The 18221-nt window shown below is 58.5% G+C and carries 18 protein-coding genes; 13 read left to right on the top strand and 5 right to left on the bottom strand.

Translation table 11 applies throughout. The features are described 5' to 3' along the window. Nucleotides 1-32: 32 nt before the first annotated feature. The gene (gene panB, locus HU759_RS20795; protein ID WP_186617796.1) at nucleotides 33-848 is read left to right on the top strand and encodes a 3-methyl-2-oxobutanoate hydroxymethyltransferase; all 816 of its coding nucleotides are present in this window, start codon (nucleotides 33-35) and stop codon (nucleotides 846-848) included. On the opposite strand, the gene HU759_RS20790 is transcribed toward panB, so the two are convergent. Next, nucleotides 836-2212 carry a PLP-dependent aminotransferase family protein gene (locus tag HU759_RS20790; protein WP_186617797.1) on the bottom strand — a complete coding sequence of 459 codons (1377 nt, stop codon included), beginning with the start codon at nucleotides 2210-2212 and terminating at the stop codon, nucleotides 836-838. The genes panB and HU759_RS20790 overlap by 13 nt on opposite strands. A 299-nt stretch (nucleotides 2213-2511) precedes the next feature. On the opposite strand from HU759_RS20790, the gene HU759_RS20785 reads away from it, so the two are divergent. The 3 genes from HU759_RS20785 to HU759_RS20775 are packed head-to-tail and all read left to right on the top strand — an operon-like array spanning nucleotide 2512 to nucleotide 5126. Further along, a complete protein-coding gene (locus tag HU759_RS20785) occupies nucleotides 2512-3495 on the top strand; it encodes a DUF1852 domain-containing protein (RefSeq protein WP_186617798.1) in 984 nt (327 codons plus the stop codon). 29 nt (nucleotides 3496-3524) lie between these two features. Further along, nucleotides 3525-4559, top strand: a complete 1035-nt coding sequence (locus HU759_RS20780) for a methionine synthase (protein WP_017136982.1) — start codon at nucleotides 3525-3527, stop codon at nucleotides 4557-4559. Nucleotides 4560-4610: 51 nt separating this feature from the next. Then, nucleotides 4611-5126, top strand: a complete 516-nt coding sequence (locus tag HU759_RS20775) for a flavin reductase family protein (protein WP_017136981.1) — start codon at nucleotides 4611-4613, stop codon at nucleotides 5124-5126. Between the two features lie 706 nt (nucleotides 5127-5832). Here the strand turns inward: HU759_RS20775 and HU759_RS20770 are convergent. Continuing rightward, nucleotides 5833-6663, bottom strand: a complete 831-nt coding sequence (locus HU759_RS20770; protein WP_017136979.1) for an alpha/beta hydrolase — start codon at nucleotides 6661-6663, stop codon at nucleotides 5833-5835. A gap of 159 nt (nucleotides 6664-6822) precedes the next feature. Here HU759_RS20770 and HU759_RS20765 point away from each other — a divergent pair, with 159 nt between their 5' ends. Together HU759_RS20765 and HU759_RS20760 are read left to right on the top strand one after the other, a co-directional pair. Beyond that, a complete protein-coding gene (locus tag HU759_RS20765; protein WP_017136978.1) occupies nucleotides 6823-7245 on the top strand; it encodes a MerR family transcriptional regulator in 423 nt (140 codons plus the stop codon). Between the two features lie 72 nt (nucleotides 7246-7317). Then, nucleotides 7318-8550, top strand: a complete 1233-nt coding sequence (locus HU759_RS20760; protein ID WP_170037890.1) for an NADH:flavin oxidoreductase/NADH oxidase family protein — start codon at nucleotides 7318-7320, stop codon at nucleotides 8548-8550. Nucleotides 8551-8557: 7 nt separating this feature from the next. Here HU759_RS20760 and HU759_RS20755 read toward each other — a convergent pair whose 3' ends face one another. Next, nucleotides 8558-9985: an MFS transporter gene (locus tag HU759_RS20755; protein WP_170037892.1), complete on the bottom strand. Its 1428-nt coding sequence runs from the start codon at nucleotides 9983-9985 to the stop codon at nucleotides 8558-8560. A 95-nt stretch (nucleotides 9986-10080) separates the two neighbouring features. Here HU759_RS20755 and HU759_RS20750 point away from each other — a divergent pair, with 95 nt between their 5' ends. After that, on the top strand, nucleotides 10081-10710 hold the full coding sequence (locus HU759_RS20750) for a metalloregulator ArsR/SmtB family transcription factor (RefSeq protein ID WP_202884318.1): 630 nt from the start codon (nucleotides 10081-10083) through the stop codon (nucleotides 10708-10710). Nucleotides 10711-10790: 80 nt separating this feature from the next. After that, a complete protein-coding gene (locus HU759_RS20745) occupies nucleotides 10791-10979 on the top strand; it encodes a DUF1737 domain-containing protein (protein WP_170037896.1) in 189 nt (62 codons plus the stop codon). Nucleotides 10980-11244: 265 nt separating this feature from the next. On the opposite strand, the gene cynR is transcribed toward HU759_RS20745, so the two are convergent. After that, nucleotides 11245-12138 (bottom strand): transcriptional regulator CynR, encoded by an 894-nt coding sequence (cynR, locus tag HU759_RS20740; protein WP_186617810.1) that lies wholly within the window; start codon nucleotides 12136-12138, stop codon nucleotides 11245-11247. Nucleotides 12139-12249: 111 nt separating this feature from the next. On the opposite strand from cynR, the gene HU759_RS20735 reads away from it, so the two are divergent. The 4 genes from HU759_RS20735 (at nucleotide 12250) to HU759_RS20720 (ending at nucleotide 16208) form a co-directional block, all read left to right on the top strand. Beyond that, on the top strand, nucleotides 12250-12891 hold the full coding sequence (locus HU759_RS20735) for a carbonic anhydrase (protein ID WP_017136973.1): 642 nt from the start codon (nucleotides 12250-12252) through the stop codon (nucleotides 12889-12891). 31 nt (nucleotides 12892-12922) lie between these two features. After that, a complete protein-coding gene (cynS, locus tag HU759_RS20730; RefSeq protein ID WP_138451189.1) occupies nucleotides 12923-13393 on the top strand; it encodes a cyanase in 471 nt (156 codons plus the stop codon). Between the two features lie 67 nt (nucleotides 13394-13460). Next, nucleotides 13461-14684, top strand: a complete 1224-nt coding sequence (locus HU759_RS20725; RefSeq protein WP_186617799.1) for an amidohydrolase family protein — start codon at nucleotides 13461-13463, stop codon at nucleotides 14682-14684. A gap of 216 nt (nucleotides 14685-14900) precedes the next feature. Then, nucleotides 14901-16208, top strand: a complete 1308-nt coding sequence (locus tag HU759_RS20720) for a hypothetical protein (RefSeq protein WP_186617800.1) — start codon at nucleotides 14901-14903, stop codon at nucleotides 16206-16208. Between the two features lie 179 nt (nucleotides 16209-16387). Here HU759_RS20720 and HU759_RS20715 read toward each other — a convergent pair whose 3' ends face one another. Then, on the bottom strand, nucleotides 16388-17428 hold the full coding sequence (locus HU759_RS20715) for an alpha/beta fold hydrolase (protein WP_186617801.1): 1041 nt from the start codon (nucleotides 17426-17428) through the stop codon (nucleotides 16388-16390). 208 nt (nucleotides 17429-17636) lie between these two features. Here HU759_RS20715 and msrA point away from each other — a divergent pair, with 208 nt between their 5' ends. Beyond that, nucleotides 17637-18143 (top strand): peptide-methionine (S)-S-oxide reductase MsrA, encoded by a 507-nt coding sequence (msrA, locus tag HU759_RS20710; protein ID WP_099548962.1) that lies wholly within the window; start codon nucleotides 17637-17639, stop codon nucleotides 18141-18143. The last annotated feature ends 78 nt before the right edge of the window (nucleotides 18144-18221 follow it).

Below are 18221 nucleotides of genomic sequence, written 5' to 3'. Positions count from 1 at the left end.
GGCCGTGAATTCAGCACAAACGGAAAACACCGATGAGCCTCCACACCCGCACCAAACGCCTCACCGTCCCGCAACTGGTCGCCATGAAGGGCCAGCAGAAAATCGTCTCCCTCACCGCGTACTCCAGCGCCATCGCCAAGCTGATCGACCCGCTGGTCGACTTCATTCTGGTGGGTGATTCCACGGCGATGGTCGGCTACGGCCGGGCCTCGACCTTGAGCATGCAGTTGGAAGAAATCATCGGCCACACCCGCGCCGTGGTCGACAGCACGCGCCTGGCCTGCGTTATTGCCGACATGCCCTTTGGCAGTTATCAGGAATCCAACGAGCAAGCGTTTCGCAACTGCGCCCAAGTGCTGGCGCGCACTGGTTGCGATGCGCTGAAGCTGGAGGCCAACGTGGCGTTGGCGGGCACCGTCGAGTTTCTGGTGGCGCGCGGCATTCCGGTGATGGCCCATGTGGGGCTGATGCCGCAGTTCGTCAACGTGATGGGCGGCTTCAAGGCCCAAGGGCTTACCGCCGAAACTGCTGCAGTGATTGCCGCGGATGCCCGTGCCAATCTGGAGGCGGGCGCCTTCAGCCTGTTGCTCGAAGGTGTGGCCGAAGGCGTCGCGCGGCAGATCACCCTGGATTCAAAGATGCCCACCATCGGCATTGGCGCTTCACCGGCCTGCGATGGCCAAGTGTTGGTGACCGAAGACCTGTTGGGCCTGGGCGGCGAACACCTGCCGCGCTTCGTCAAACAGTACGCAGATGTAGGCGCGGTGATTCGCGATGCCTGCGAGCGGTTTGCCGACGATGTGCGCCATGGCCGTTTCCCTGAAGCGCGGCATTGCTACGGGCTTTGATCGATCGCCTCGGCCAATCGCTTCACGGCCTGGGCGATATCCTTGCTCCAGTCGAGGGTGTAGCTCAGGCGCAGGTGTTGCGGCCAGGCGCCATGCTGGCTGAACAGCTCGCCAGGGGCGATGACGATGCGTTGGGCCAGCAGGCGCTCAAATACCTGACGCATATCCACCGCATGCGGTGCTTGCAGCCAGAAGCTGGCGCCGCCTTGGGGCGCGATCACCTGCCAATGCTCCTCCAGCAAGGCTTTCATGCCGGTCATGCGCTCCAGCAGCAGCGCCCGCAGCGCTTTTAAATGCGCGTCGATACGCTTGGAGGTGAGCAGCTTGGCGATCGCCTTTTGCCGGATCGGTGACAGGCGAAACCCACGCTCCAGAAACACCCGCTGCAATTGCGGCGCGTGCCCGTGGCACACCACATAACCATACGGCGCTTCCGAGCCGATGACTTTATCGAAGGTCGAAAACACCAGCAGCTTCTGCAGGTCGGCGAAGTCGCGATAACGCGGCGGCGGCGCTTCGAAATACAACTCGCCGTAAGTGTCGTTTTCGAACAGCCAGATATCCCGCGCCGCCAGCCAGCCGCAGATCTGCTGCTTGTCCTGTGCCGGCATCACGCCGCCCTGGGGAATATTCACCGTCGACGACAGCACCGCCAGGCGAATCGGCTCACGCATCAGCACGCCTTCCAGCGCCGCCAGGTCGAAACGCCCGTGGGCGTCGAGGGGCATTTCGATCACGCGAATCTTCGCCGCTTGCAACTGGCGCAAAATCGCCCACGAACACGGTGACTCCACCAGCGCCACGGTGCCGCACAGGTCCAGGGCATTAAGTGCCGCATCCAGCACGCTGTGCAAGTCCGCGCCGATATACACCTGGTCGGCCTGCCAGTAGCGGTCGGCGGATTGGGTGTAGCGCTCGGCCAATGCGGTGCGCAACTCGGGCTCACCGAAGGGTAAGTAAAGCGGCGCCAGCGAGCGTGGGTGCTGGCGGGTCAGTTCACGCTCAAGCATCAGCAGCGGGTTTTCCAGCGACAACAGCATCGCCGGTGCATCGCTGCTCAAGGCAAGCATTCCCGGCTGGCGGGCATTGGCAAACACCTGGTCGAGCAGGTTGGTTTCAGTTGTTACCCGTGCAGGCATGGCCCTCGTGAAATAACCCTGTTTGGGCCGCGCGTAGATCCGCCCTTCATCCTCAAGCAAGGCGTAGGCGTACTTGGTGGTCGACACCGATACGCCAAGGCGCTCGGCCAATTGGCGCAGGGACGGCAGTTTGCGTTCGCCTGACGACGGGCTGGCGTCGATCAACTCGACGAGGTAACGGTAGACCGTCTGATAGGCAAAGCCGGCGTCTTTGGGTTTATCCATGGTCCTTTGAGCTGCGCAAAACAGAGTGGGAAGAGAGCCTGGCAGTATCACTCAAGGCGATCTTATTTGCGCGCGTCTCGGGCTGAACAGCCCATGGCTCGGCCCATTGGATTTGAGGCAACCCATCATGAACAGGGCTAAAGGTTTAGTGAAATCGTTTCATTATCTCTTGCTCTATAGCCAGCATAAACTCCACCTTAATTATTGAAACTGTAAAGACTTGGGCCCAACGTCGGCGTGTTGCTAAAAGGCAAGCAGTGAACTCAAGTCTGTCTCAACTTTTAAGGTGTCAGGTGGTCATGGATAACGCGTTTGAATTTACGATTAAGAGTGTTTGTTTTGACGAGCACTATCGCCCCTCCGAAAACACGCGCACCACCACTAACTTTGCTAATTTGGCCAGGGGCGAGCGTCGTCAGGAAAACCTGCGCAATACCTTGACGATGATTAATAACCGCTTCAATGCCTTGGCGCATTGGGATAACGCTGGCGGTGATCGGTATGCGCTCGAACTCGAGATTGTTTCGGCTCAAATGCAGATCGGTGTTGAAGGCAATGGGCAGGCCATTCCGCTGATTGAAGTGTTGAAAACCACGATTGTGGACCGCAAAACCAATGAGCGCCTTGAGGGCATCGTCGGCAATAATTTTTCTTCATATGTACGCGACTATGACTTTAGCGTGGTGTTGTTGGGCCACAACAGAGGCCAGGCTGAATTCAGCACGCCCGATAATTTTGGCGACCTGCATGGCAAGCTGTTCAAGTGCTTTGTGAATTCAGCGGCGTACAGGCAGCACTTTAAGAAGTTGCCTGTCATCTGCTTGAGCGTTTCGAATACCAAGACCTATCACCGGACTGAAAACCAGCACCCGGTATTGGGCGTTGAGTACCAGCAGGATGAGTATTCGCTGACCGATGAGTACTTCAAGAAGATGGGCTTGAAGGTGCGCTATTTTATGCCGCCCAACAGTGTTGCACCCTTGGCATTTTATTTTTTCGGTGACGTGCTGAGTGATTACACGACGCTTGAACTTATCAGCACCATTAGCACGATGGACACCTTTCAAAAGATTTACCGGCCTGAAATTTACAATGCCAATTCTGTCGCCGGAAAACGCTACCAACCCAGTTTGAAGCATCAGGATTATTCATTAACACGCATTGTTTATGATCGAGAGGAACGTGGTCGGCTGGCGATTGAGCAGGGCAGGTTTGTTGAGGAAAATTTCATCAAGCCCTATCACGCTGTGCTTGAACAGTGGTCCGCGCAATACGCCGCTTGACTCATCAAACTTACAAGGTTGTGCCTGTCATGAAAAAGTTATTACCCACTTCTACAGCTGGCAGCTTGCCAAAACCGGCCTGGCTTGCTGAGCCCGAGACGCTGTGGTCACCCTGGAAGTTGCAAGGTGACGAATTAATTGAAGGCAAGCAAGATGCCTTGCGCTTGGCATTGCAAGAGCAGCAAGACGCCGGGATTGATATCGTCAGTGATGGCGAGCAAACCCGCCAACACTTTGTCACCACGTTTATCGAACACCTGAGCGGTGTTGATTTCGAGAAGCGTGAAACCGTCAGGATTCGTGATCGCTATGACGCGAGCGTGCCGACGGTTGTAGGCGCCGTTGCGCGCCCAAAGCCGGTGTTTGTCGAAGACGCCAGGTTCTTGCGCCAGCAAACCAACCAGCCGATCAAATGGGCGCTGCCAGGCCCCATGACCATGATCGATACGCTGTATGACAACCACTATAAAAGCCGCGAAAAACTCGCGTGGGAATTCGCCAAGATCCTCAACGAAGAAGCCCGGGAACTGGAAGCGGCGGGCGTCGACATTATTCAGTTTGATGAACCGGCCTTTAACGTGTTCTTTGACGAGGTGAATGACTGGGGCGTCGCCACCCTGGAACGGGCCATTGAAGGCCTTAAATGCGAAACGGCGGTGCATATCTGTTATGGCTATGGCATCAAGGCCAACACCGATTGGAAAAAGACCCTGGGGTCGGAGTGGCGGCAATATGAAGAAGCCTTCCCCAAGCTACAGAAATCCAGCATCGATATCATTTCGCTGGAATGTCACAACTCCCATGTCCCCATGGACCTGATTGAGCTCATTCGTGGCAAAAAAGTCATGGTTGGGGCCATTGATGTGGCAAACCACACCATTGAAACGCCCGAAGAAGTGGCCAATACCCTGCGCAAAGCCCTTCAGTTTGTCGATGCCGACAAGCTTTATCCGTGCACCAACTGTGGCATGGCGCCCTTGCCTCGCCGCGTGGCAAGGGGCAAGTTGAATGCGTTGAGTGCTGGCGCAGAGATCGTTCGAAGAGAGCTCAATAACGCGCGTTGAGCCACCATTGGAAGGGGTGTACCAAGTTGCACTCCCTGTTCAGGATTTACCATGTCATTTCCCACTACGACGGTCGAGCCACTGAGCTTTCGCGAAGCGCTCGGGCACTACGCGTCCGGTATTACGGTGATTACCTCGCACCTGGATGACGAGCCGGTCGGCTTCACGTGTCAGTCGTTCTACAGCGTGTCGATGAGCCCACCGCTGGTGTCATTCAGCGTAATGTCCAATTCGGCCAGCTACCCCAAGATTCGCCAGGCCGGTCGATTCGTGGTCAATATCCTGTCGGGTGAGCAGGCCGGGATTTCCAACCAATTCGCCCGCCGCGGCACAGACAAATGGCACGGCGTGCAATGGCAGCACTCGCCTTTGGGTAATCCGATCATTGCCGGCAGCCTGCACTGGCTGGATTGCGAAATTCACGCCGAACACGCCGCCGGTGACCACCTGATCGTGATTGGTGAAGTAAAGGCGTTAAGTCTGCGAGCAGCGGCTGCGGCGAAGCCCTTGCTGTATTTCAAGGGGCAGTATTGCAACATCGCCGCACAGGGCGTGGTTCACGGGTAGGTAAAGGTGTGGTTAATAATGTAAGTGCCTAGCGTGTTCGTACGCGCTGTCACCCAGGCAACGGTCATACCGCGTTTTATTTGATCGTCAAGTTCTGATCGGGTTGTGCACAGTTCGATATCGCGCTCAGTGTGTAGATCCTTGATCCATAAGCCCGCCTCGCAACGACTATATTTCCCATAAGCCGGTCCCGGAAACCTGATTTCATAGACGGATTTATAGTGGATTACTTCGCCAGGCAGCAGGTAGACGCACACGGCATAACTATTCAGGAGGAAAACGAATCCAAGGCTGAAGCCCCCTAAAAACTTGTTAGTCGAAGACATATTAGTGCTGTTGGGCGGGCGATTGCGTTCGGGCCTGAACGCACAATAGAGGCCTGTCACAACGCCGAATACCACATAGGTCGTCCATTCAGGAATCCATGCCATCAAGATGGTTTGCCTGGCAACCCGAGAGGCCCAGCCCATGTAAAACATCCATGCCCCAAGGACGAGAAGCACTAATATCAACGCCGCTATTCTTTTGAATTGTCTCCCGAGTGAGGGGTGTTTCATTGTTTTTTTTGCTCGGTTCGTTGGTCGGCTGGGTAGCGTTGAGTGAACACCGGTGTGTTCAACCGATCAATCCACTCAAGCAAAATACCATCTAACCGGGCGCGACGACGCCCACTACTTCTCTGTGCGGCGCCGCAGCAACGAGTGACTTAGCTTCGTAAAAACTCAAGCAAATCCGCGTTGATGACATCCGCATTCGTCGTCGGCATCCCATGGGGAAACCCTGCATAGGTCTTCAACGTGCCATTCTTCAACAGTTTTGCCGACAACGGCCCGGAATCTTCATACGGCACAATCTGGTCATCATCGCCGTGCATCACCAGCACGGGGATCGTGATGCGCCGCAAAGCCTCAGTAAAGTCCGTTTGCGAAAACGCCACAATCCCGTCGTAGTGGGCGATTGCGCAACCCATCATGCCTTGTCGCCACCAGTTCTGGATCACGCCTTCCGACGGTTTGGCACCCGGCCGGTTGTAGCCATAAAAAGGCCCCGATGGTACGTCGCGATAGAACTGCGCACGGTTGGCTTTGAGCTGCGCCTGCATGTCGTCGAACACCGACTTGGGCAAGCCGCCTGGATTGCTCGGTGTTTGCAGCATCAACGGTGGCACGGCGCTGATGATGGCGGCTTTGGATACGCGGTCTTCGCCGTGGCGGGCAATGTAGTGAATGACTTCGCCACCGCCGGTGGAGTGGCCCACATGGGCGGCGCCCTGTACACCAAGGTGGTTGACCACGGCGGCGACGTCGTCGGCGTAGTGGTCCATGTCGTGGCCGTCCCAGACCTGGCTGGAGCGGCCATGGCCGCGGCGGTCGTGGGCGACGACGCGGTAACCGTTAGCCAGGAAGAACAGCATCTGCGCATCCCAGTCATCGGCGCTCAGTGGCCAGCCGTGGTGGAAGAAGACCACCGGGGCATCGCGTGGGCCCCAGTCTTTGTAAAAGATCTCAACGCCGTCCTGCGTAGTGACATACCCCATGTTCATCTCTCCAAAGTGATTGATCGGCCATCAACAGCAACGTGTTGATCGTGACCGGTTGAACAAAGTGCGGCTCAACCGATGGGCGGCCACGCTTGGCTGCCTGATCACTTGAGGTTTACAGTCCGCCTCAAGGTCAATGTGCGCGCGGAGTGGAACATGAGAATAGGCGAACTGGCGAAACTCAGCGGCTTGGCGCCATCGCGCATCCGTTTCTACGAAGCGAGCGGCCTGATCAAGTCGGTCACGCGCAAGGCCAACGGTTATCGGGACTATGCGCCGGAGGCAGCGGGGATGTTGCAACTGATCACGGGCGCACAGGCGGCAGGGTTTTCCCTGGAAGAAATCCGCCAATTGCTGCCGATGAACGCTGGCGGCTGGCAGCATGAGGCGTTGCTCGGAGGGCTCAAGCGCAAGGTCGAGGAAATCGAGGTGTTGCAGCAACGCCTGGCGCAGAATAAGGCCCAGTTGCTGCGGGTGATTGACGGCATCGAAGGCAAGCCTGAGGGCGTGGCGTGTGCGGACAATGCGCAGTTGTTGCTCAACCGCCTGCAGGATGAGCGCGAGAAAGCCGTGCACTGACCTGAAAAAAGCCATTGACCTTAAAGTTGGCTTTAATCTTATGGTGGTCCCACGCCAACTGAGGACTGCTCCATGAATCTGTTCGATCCCCTGTTATTACCCAACGGTTCGACCATCAACAACCGCATCGCCAAAGCCGCCATGGAAGAGAATATGGCAGACGCCGACCAGGCGCCTTCCGCCGATTTGCTGCGTCTCTACCAGGCCTGGGCCGATGGTGGTGCCGGCCTGATCATCACCGGTAACGTGATGGTCGACGGCCGCGCCATGACCGGCCCCGGTGGCGTGGTGTTGCAGGATGATCAGCAACTGGCCAAGTTCAAGCGCTGGGCGCAAGTGGGGCGCGCAGGTGGCGCGCAATTCTGGTTGCAGATCAACCATCCCGGCCGCCAGATGCAGGCCAATCTGGGGCAACAGACCTGGGCACCCTCGGCGGTTGCCATGGACCTGGGCACGTTATCCAAACACTTCAGCCGACCCCAGGCGATGACCGCCGAGGTGATTGCCGAGGTTATCCAGCGTTTTGCGCGCACCGCACGCCTGGGCGAACAAGCCGGTTTTACTGGCGTGGAAATTCATGCGGCGCATGGTTATTTGTTGAGTCAGTTCCTCTCACCGTTGAGCAATCAACGCACAGACGCGTGGGGCGGCTCCCTGGAAAACCGCGCGCGGCTGTTGCTCGATATCGTCAAGGCGGTACGGGCGGTGGTTAGCAGGGAATTCGCGGTGGCGGTCAAACTCAACTCCGCGGATTTCCAGCGCGGCGGGTTTACCGCCGATGACGCCAAGCAGGTGGTTGAGTGGCTCAACGACTTGGGCGTGGACCTGGTGGAATTGTCCGGTGGCAGTTACGAAGCGCCCGCCATGCAGGGGGACGCGCGTGACGGCCGAACCCTGGCGCGTGAGGCTTATTTTGTTGAGTTTGCCCACGACATCCAGACGGTCGCCAAGATGCCGGTGATGGTCACCGGCGGTATCCGTCGACGCCCGGTGGCTGAAAGCGTGGTGCACAGCGGCGTGGATATGGTGGGCATCGGCACCGCGTTGGCGATTGATCCGCAACTGCCGCGTGCGTGGCTTGAAGGCAAAGACACAGCGCCCGAACTGCCGCCGATCACTTGGAAAAACAAAGCCTTCGCCTCCTTGGCCAATATGGCGCTGGTCAAGTTCCAGCTGCGCAAACTCAGCCAGCGCAAGCAGCCTGATCCCGGCGTATCACCGTTACGCGCATTGATCGAGCAGCAACTGGGCAACGCTTTGCGCACGCGGCAGTATCGCCGCTGGATCGCCAAGCGTAGCGCGTAGGCGGTGGTCAGGACGGGGTCAGTTGCGCCGCCGCAACCTTCACCCGCGTCGCGCGCCGCGCCATCACCCAGGCCAGCACCGGCGCCAGGGTAAACAGGGCAAACAACCACTGTGCCGCGTTGGCGATGCCGGCATTGCCGGTGGCGTCGTTGATACCCGCCACGTTGGAAATCACTCCCGCCAATGCCGCGCCCAGGGCCATGGCGAACAGCTGCAAGGTGGTGATCGACGCGGCGGCCGTGTCCTTGTCCTGCTCCGACGCCACTTGCAGGATGCGCGTCAGCAGGTGCGGCCAGCCCAGGCCGATGCCGAAACCGACCAGGAACAGCCCGAGGCAGATCGGCGCCAACCGCGCCCATTCACCCAGGCTTTCCACCGGCGTGGTGATGGCTAGCAGCACCAGCCCGGCCACGATAAACAGCGGCCCCGCGAGGATGGCGCGCTGTGCGCTGCGGCCGCTCCAGCTGGAACTGAGGATTTCCGACACGGTCCAGCCGGCCGCCATCAGCGCCGCCATGTACCCGGCAACCAGCGGTGATTGACCATGCAGGTGTTGCAGAAAATACGGCATGAAAATCTCGCTGCTCATGCCGATCACCAGCAGGCAAGTGGTTGCATACAGCGCGCACAGCGGGGCGTCGAACTTCAGTGCGTCCTTGGGCAGCAGGCGTATGGTCGCGGTGGATTCGTGGCGGACCAGTGCATAGACCAGCACGGCGCACACTGCGATGCCCAGCAGGTTCCAGCTCGGCAGCGCCGAAACGCTGCCTGCGCACACGGCCAGCACGGCGGCGGCCAACAGCACCAGTTGCGGCACCGGCAAGCGGCTGGCCGTGCTCGCCGTGGGATCGCGGGGCGGCAGCGCACGGTGGGTGAGTACCATATAAGCAAGGCTTATCGGCACCATGGCGCCGAAGGCGAAACGCCAGGCATCCATCTCGGCGAACACGCCACCGACCGCCGGGCCGACCAAGGTAGCCACGCCCCACATGCCCGATACCAGCGCCATCGCCCGCGGCCATAAGCGCTCTTCGAACACCAGTTGGATCATCGAGTAACACAGGGCCAGCAACATGCCGCCGCCCAACCCCTGAATCAAACGCCCGACCAGCATCACCGGCATGTTTGGCGCCAAGGCGCAGATCAGCACACCGACCATAAAGATCAACGTGGCGACGGTATACGCCAGCCGCGGCCCGGTGCGTTGCAGCAGCTTGGAGGTGAGGGCTGAGCCGATGATCGAGGCCACCACGTACAGGGTGGTGCTCCACGCATACAGGGCCAGACCGCCGATTTCGGCGACCACCGACGGTAGAATGGTCGTGGCGATATAGGTGTTGGTGGCATACAGCGCAATGCCGCCGGAGAGGGCGATGGAACGGGTGGCATTCTTGCCCCGGAGCAACTCGCTCCAGCTGCTGTCTTGGGTGTGCATCGACGATTCCTTGTGCCGCTGGCAGGCTTGGGTTAATTTGCCAAGTAATTGCTTTGAATATTGCGACGAGGCTGTTTATTTTGTCAAGAAACGACTTGGAATATTCGCCGGTGTCGCCGGCGGAGCGTTTGCTGCACCTGCTCAAGACCCGTGGGCCACAATTGGCCAGTGATGCTGGCGAGTTCCTCGGCACCACCGGTGAAGCGGCACGCCAGCAGTTGGTGAAGCTGGCGGCCAGTGGGTTGGTCGAGGCGCGCTCCGAGGTACGCGGGGTAGGGCGCCCGACCCAGGTTTGGCAGCTCACGGCGACGGGGCACGCGCGCTTTCCGGATACCCATTCCGAACTCACCGTGCAACTGTTGCAGACCGTACGCGAGACCTTTGGTGAAGAGGCTATTGAGCGTTTGATTGACGTGCGCGAGCGCCAGACCCTGGCGTTGTATGAACGTGAGATGCAGGGCGTCAGCGGCCTTAAAGCGCGGGTCGAAAAGCTTGCGGCACTGCGCACGCGTGAAGGTTATATGGCCCAGTGCAGCGAGCAGCCGGACGGTGCCCTGATCCTGGTGGAGAACCACTGCCCGATCTGCGCGGCGGCTACTGCGTGCCAAGGGTTTTGCCGCGCAGAATTGCAGGTGTTCGAGCAGGTGTTGCGTGCCAAGGTCGAGCGCGTGGAGCACATCCAACTGGGCGCGCGGCGGTGTGCTTATCGGATTGCTCAGGTTTGAATCGGGTCGTCGGTGTTTTTTGCAGGGAATGATGAGTGCTAGAGTCGACATGAATCATGTCGAACCAGGAAGTTACGTCCATGCAAACCACTCCTCCCGATGGCTTACCGGTTTACCGGCTGTTAACCGGCAAAGATGACGCCACGTTTTGTCATCGAGTCTCTGAAGCGCTTGCGCTGGGTTACCAGCTGTATGGTTCACCTGCGGCCACGTTCAATGGTGAGTATGTGGTGGTTGCCCAAGCGATAGTTTGGGGGACTGGGAAGTAGGTTTTGCGATAGACAAAGCGCCGGTCAAACAGCATGGTGCAGAGCGTGGTTAGCGTAGCACCGGGCAGTGTTGAGCCTACCTTTGTGGCGAGCGGGCTTGCCCCGCGTTGGGCTGCGAAGCAGCCCTGAAATCAGGCGCTGCTTTTTTTCAGAAAGAGCGCGGTGGCATTACTGGGGCCGCTGCGCAGCCCAACTCGGGGCAAGCCCGCTCGCCACAACAGCCCGTTCAGCCTGTAGCATCGCAGCGGTGCGACGATTCGGCACGTCAGCTCCCTTCTCCCAGTGCTACCGCTACCTCTTTGGCCACCTCGATAAACGCCCGCGCCGCCGCACTCTGGTACACCCCTTTGCGCTGCATCAACACCGCTGTGCGCTGCAGCCGCTGCGGCCCCAGTTCAATCGCGACCAACTCGGGATGCGCCCGTGCAATCGCGGCCGGCAATAGCGTCGACAGCGTGGTCCGGCGCACCACCTCGATCAGTGCGCCGATCACATTGGCCTCCATCACCACGCGCGGGCGGATGCCATGCTGGTTGCAGTAGCGGTCGATCTGCTCGCGGGTGGCGAACGCCTTGCTGAGCAAGATCAGCGATTCGCCGTTCAGCGCCTGCAACCCGATGGCTGCCTCGCCTGCCAGCGGGTGTTGGTTGCCGACCACCAACGCCAGGGTTTCCACCAGCAGGGGATAGCTGTCGATGTCGGGCGCGTGCACTTGATCAAAGGCGATGCCCACATCCAGCTCGTCAGCCAGCAACTGGTTCTCCATCTGCTCCTGGGCGACCTCGCGCACGTTCAGCGTGATGTTCGGATAGCGGCGGTGAAAGGTTTCCACCAGCGGCCCTACGAGGTAAGTGGTGAAGGTGGGCGTGACTGCAATCCTCAGCGTTCCACGGCTCAAATCACCCACGTCATGGATTGCACGCTGGCCTTCCTGCAGTTCCTGCGCTGCCCGTAGCGCATAGCGCAGGTACACCTCACCGGCATCGGTCAGACGGGTCTTGCGCCCTGAGCGGTCAAACAACTGCGCGCCGAGGTTTTCTTCCAACTGCCGCACTTGCTGCGACAGCGCCGGCTGCGAGACATGCAGGGCCGTCGCTGCCTTGGTAAAGCCCTGATGCTCGGCGACAGCAAGGAAGTAATGGATATGGCGCGCCAGCATGCTTGTACTCATAAGATTATCTGATGATCTTGATCATATATGAGACTTTTACCTTATTTAAGTGGCTGCGTAACCTTTGCTTCATCGCATCGCGAACCAAAGGAGTCACCCATGCAAGACATCATCGACGGTTTCCTGAAGTTTCAACGTAACGCCTTCCCCGAGCGTGCCGGCCTGTTCAAAGACCTGGCCAACCAGCAGAGCCCGCGGGCGCTGTTCATCTCCTGCTCCGACAGCCGCCTGGTGCCAGAGTTGGTCACGCAGCGCGAGCCGGGCGACCTGTTCGTGATCCGCAACGCCGGCAATATCGTGCCGTCCTACGGCCCCGAGCCGGGCGGTGTGTCGGCCTCGGTGGAGTACGCCGTCGCCGCCCTGCAAGTCAGCGACATCGTGATTTGCGGGCATTCCGATTGCGGCGCCATGACCGCCATCGCCACCTGCAAATGCCTGGACCACATGCCCGCCGTGGCCGGCTGGTTGCGCTACGCTGACTCCGGCCGGGTGGTCAACGAGGCCCGCCAGCATGTCGACCAGCACGCCAAAGTCGCCTCCATGGTGCGCGAAAACGTCATCGCGCAATTGGCCAATATCCAGACGCACCCTTCAGTGCGCCTGGCCCTCGAAGAAAAACGCGTAACGCTGCACGGCTGGGTCTACGACATCGAAAGTGGCTGCATCCAGGCCTTCGATGGCCGTACCGGCCAGTTCGTCGCCCTTGCCGACAACCCGACTGCGCGCGCCGTTTCCTACTAACACCTTCCTTTTTACCCACTGAGATAACCCCATGATCCAGTCGCAAATCAGCCAGACCACTCGCCTTGCCCTGACCGACGTCATCCTCTTGGCTAAAGCCCGCAAAGACCTGTCGTTCGCCCAGATCGCCGAAGGCACCGGCCTGCACGAAGCCTTCGTGACCGCCGCCTTGCTCGGCCAGCACCCACTGCCCGCCAGCGCCGCTCAAGCCGTTGCCGACACCCTGGGCCTGGATGCGGATGCCGTGCTCCTGCTGCAAACCATCCCGGTGCGCGGCAGCATCGGCAACGGCATCCCGACCGACCCGACCATCTACCGCTTCTACGAAATGATCCAGGTCTATGGCACCACGCTCAAGGCGCTGGTCCACGAGAAGTTTGGCGACGGCATCATCAGCGCGATCAACTTCAAGCTGGACGTCAAAAAGGTTGAAGACCCGGACGGTGGCTCCCGCGCCGTGATCACCCTGGATGGCAAGTACCTGCCGACCAAACCGTTCTGATCAGCTGAGTAACGGCCCGGCGCTGCAAGGCGCTCGGGCCACGGCAGCGATATTGAGGGTCGCAGTTATGGATTTGATCTTTCGTCATGTACGCATCGACGACGCACGGCCGCTGATGGATGTGGCAGTCAATAACGGCAAGATCATCGAGACCGCGCCGAACATTTCAGCCCACGCCCGGCAGGAAATCCAGGGCCACGGCAACGTGCTGATACCGGGTTTTGTCGAAGGGCACCTGCACCTGGAAAAAGCCCATGTCATGCACCGCAAGGCCAACCGTTCGGGCACGCTGAAAGAGGCGATTGCCGTCACGGCCGAACTCAAACCCACCTTGACCCGCGACGACATCCTCGATCGCTCCACTCAAGTACTGCGCGACCTGGTGCAAGCCGGCACTACCCACGTGCGCGCCCACGCCGAGTTCGACCCCGAGCAAGGGTTTACCGGCTTTGATGTGGTGCTGGAGTTGCGCGACAAACTACGCGACGTGATCGATATCCAGGTGGTCGCCTTTCCACAGGAAGGCATTCTGAAGCTACCGGGCATGCAGGCCATGATGGTCGAGGCCATGGAGAAGGGCGCCGACGTGGTGGGTGGCATTCCGTACAACGACAGCTCGGCGCACGCACACATCGACTATGTGTTCAGCCTGGCCCAGCGTTACGGCAAGGATATCGACTTCCACCAGGATTTTGCCGACAACGCCGAGCACATGAGCATTGAATACCTGGCTCGCAAGACCATTGAACACGGCTATCAAGGCCGTGTGTGTGTCGGGCACCTGACCAGCCTGGGCGCCGTACCTGTGCACAAACAGCACGAAATCATCGCGCTGATCCGCGAGGCCGGCATCAGCGTAATGTGCCTGCCCGCCACCGACCTGCACCTTGGCGCACGCAACGATGGTCACAACGTGCGCCGCACCCTGGCGCCGGTGCGAGCCCTGCGTGATGGCGGCGTGAATGTGTGCCTGGCCACCAACAATATCCGCAACGCATTCACCCCGTTTGGCACCGGCGACTTGCTCAATATTGCGCAGTTGGCCATTCCCGCCTGCCACCTGGGCGGAGCGGATGATCAGGCCACGGTGTTGCCGATGCTCACGAGCAACCCGGCTAAAGCCTTGGGGCTTAAGCACTTTGGGTTAGCACCGGGCAAGGCGGCGGATCTGGTGTTGTTGGATACGCAAGCGGTGGGGGATGTGATTCTTGATCTGCCCGCGCGTCTGATGGTGCTTAAGCGCGGGAAGATTGTGGCGACGTCGGTGTGTCAGCGATCGGTGGTTTTCTGAGCGCTGTTCAACGTCAGAGGAAGTGCTGCATGGCGGCTATAGTGTGAATCCCCCCGCAGTATAAAGAGCTATGATGCCGTCAACGCAAAGCCTGTCAGCAATAGCGGCAGTATCGCGACTCTCTCGGTTCCCCACAGCGGTCTCCCATGCCTGTAGCACAGCCTGGGTATGCGGAGCCTGCAAATCGATAACGCTCTGACGAACAAGGATGTTTCCATGAAAAAGTTAGCGTCGGTTTCTGCCGATATTTTCCACAAGCACTACGCTGATAACGCCTATGTGAGCGCACATGGGGCAAAGTCCCTCGACCAGACGCATATCGTTACCTATACCCACTACAAACAGTTGCAGGGTGCCGGGTATTTTTTGAATGTTAATTTTATCGGAAAGTCCAAAGCACCCAGAGTAATTGTCGGTATTGGGGGGCTTGGCTTTGACTTGGACCGTGCCAAGTTCGAATACCAGCTAACAAAGTTTATAAAGTACCTGCCCGCGCATGTCGAGCTGTATGTTCATGCTGCGTGCCACGTGAAAATGCTCAGTTACGGTTCCGTGACAGTGTTGGGCTCACAGAATATTTCGTCGACGTCATTGCCGTATTTGGATGCGCAGGCGTCGCCGATCTCAAGACACCATGAGGTGCAAGTTGAATTTCAAGACGCTGATTTGACCTGCGCGCGGGCGATTTTTAATGAAGTTTTATGCGACCCCAGCCTGCATATAAAGCTATCTAGAAAAAGTATTGCCACTGATATAGTTGAGCATTTACTTAAGGGGTTCAGCTACGAGGTTCATAAGAGAAATATGGAGCTTGCTAACGCCTTGGAGACATTTCTCGGTAAGGCTGAATTAATAGAGAAACGCCTGGTTTTTGTTCCGGGAGCTGTAGAAAATCGATGTTTGGTTTCGTTGGTTCAGCGCATTTATGCAGCTAAAGTGGTGACGGAAGATCATGTCGATGAGTTGTTTGAAGTTCTCTATGCTGACGTAGGTGACTTTCTGTTGGATGAGGAATTTACGGATGACGTGTTTGAGATATCCCGAACTATAGAGTCGGTCAATGAGGCGTCTTTACCGGAAAAGGATCAGGTGCTCCCTGTTCTTAGGTCTATCTACTCAAAGGAAATGCCGCTGGCTGAAGGTGAAGCATTTTCCGAGTTTATCGACGAACTCAAGAGCGTTATAGAGCACCATAACGTTACTGACGCTTTGGCATTTGCCAATCAACACCAGGAACGCTTGGTGCAGAAGATTATAGAGAGTCCGGACTACAAACAGCAGGCGATAATGGACGCCACGGATAATGATGGGAGTATGGTTGAAGGTCGCATTCGTGACGCGCTATTAGACGGTCGCATTGACTTTAGTGGGTACGAAATGGAGTTGAATCTGGCTCAGTTTATTTCGGCCTTGCACGCCGTTATTGAGTCAAGCTATCTCGCCGTTGTGTTTAATACCTTTGAGAGGATGGGTGAGATGCACGCTAAACTTCTCAATATTTATCAGCGTGAATTGGGTGCGTAAGAATATTGCAGTCGGCAGTTAATGCCCGTTACCCCGGTGCAATGCGTTTTCTACCCCTCATTTTAGTTCCTACTGCTCCGAAAGATGGAGGGGAGCTTCGGTAATCCGAAAACTCCCCTCCATCGCGCGGTTCATGCCGTTGTGCACCTTGGCGAGCAATTCATTGGATAGCCTGTCCTTTAATGGCGAGCTGTCTGCCCCAGAAACCCCGTAATCAACCCCACCACCTGTTGCTGAATCACCGCCCGTGGCCGCCCACCCTCGCCATCACGGCAAATCATGCCATCGCCCGGCGAGCTTTCTTCAATCAACGCGATTGCGCCCGGTTTGCAGATCGACATAAAACTGAAGTGCGTGGCGTCGCTGATTTCCACGTACTGCGTCGAGGCTTTTGGCAGGCGCTTGACCAGGTTGGCGGACTCCAGGTTGGGGTCCATATCCTCGGTTGGCACGCCTCCCGCGATGACCAATGTGGACACCTTGAATGCCGCCAGGCTGGCGTCGGTCATGCCGCGTGACAGGCCCAGGTCCAGAGACACGATGGCGGTGACGCGCTTGTCGCTCAAGTCCGCAGCCAGACGCGCTTTGCCGTCGGGTGTCGCGGCGGGGTTCATCTCATGGTAGCCGATGCAACCGCCCAGCTTCGGGTGGGCGGCGCAGTCGCGGGTGAACAGGTCAGGATCGAAGCGCGCGCCGGCGATTTCCAGCACGGTCCAGCCGCCGAGGGAATGGCCGACGGCGGCAATCTGTTGGTTCGCCACCGCGCCAAATTGCTTGGGTTGAGCCAGTACGGCGTCGATGGCGCGGCTCAGGTCGGCCGGGCGTTGCCATAGCTGTGCGGCGGCTTGCGGGTTGCGGTCCTTGGTGGTGGTGCCGGGGTGGTTCACCGCCGCAACGATGTAACCTTTGTGCGCCAATGCGCTGCCCAGCCACACCTGTTTGCCCCAGTTGCCGCCGTAACCGTGGGACAGCACCACCAGCGGATGCTCGCCCGCAGCCGGCGGCGCGTCGGGCACGGCGAGGGCGCCGATGAAGACCGCGTTGTCGGCGATCAGCGTGGGTTTGGCCGTGGTGGTAGCGGGGTACCACACCACCAGCTCCAGTGGGCGGTTGTTGTGCGCATCGGGCAGGGTGGTGGTTTTGAAACCGACCGGGTTTTCATCGGCGAAAGCGGGAGTGGTGAGGCAAAGCAGGAACAGCGCGCGTAGAGCGGTTTTCATTGTTGTTATCGTCCTTGATTTAGGTAGCGAATCATCACCTGAAACCCTGTGGTCTGCACATCCCCTGTTTGCAGTTAATACCCGCCCCGTTGGGGATCGTTTCGCTAGCCCGTTCGTCTGTCAGTGTTTGAGATTAATCGCCTGTGCCACCTTGGTATTGGCCAACCCAGCCCCATAACTACCCTCGTATCCACTGAGGGCGCAGACCATGACCAACCCAACCGAAACCGCCATCCTCGCCGGCGGCTGCTTTTGGGGCATGCAAGACCTGTTGCGGCGCTACCCCGGTGTACTCAGCACGCGTGTCGGCTACACCGGCGGCGATGTGCCGAATGCCACGTACCGCAACCACGGCAACCATGCCGAAGCCATCGAGATTGTGTTTGACCCGGCGGTGATCAGTTATCGGCAGATTCTGGAGTTCTTTTTCCAGATCCATGACCCGAGCACGCCTAACCGCCAGGGCAATGACACGGGGCCAAGCTATCGCTCGGCGATTTATTACTTGAGTGAACAACAGCGCGATATTGCCGAAGATACGGCGGCCGACGTGGATGCGTCGAAGCTGTGGCCTGGTCGAGTGGTCACCGAGATTGAGCCGGCAGGGCCGTTCTGGGAGGCGGAGCCTGAGCATCAGGATTATCTGGAGCGGATACCGAATGGGTATACCTGCCACTTTATTCGGCCGAACTGGAAGCTGCCGAAGCGGGCTTGAGGGCCGCCGAGATGATCGTTGCAAAATGTGGGAGCTGGCTTGCCTGCGATTACAGTGTGTCAGTCAATAAATTAGTTA

This window comes from Pseudomonas sp. OE 28.3 (assembly GCF_014268205.2).
Taxonomy (GTDB): Bacteria; Pseudomonadota; Gammaproteobacteria; order Pseudomonadales; family Pseudomonadaceae; genus Aquipseudomonas; species Aquipseudomonas edaphica.
The sequence above is the reverse complement of the archived record's forward strand: the minus strand, read 5'-3'. Positions and strand labels throughout refer to the sequence as shown.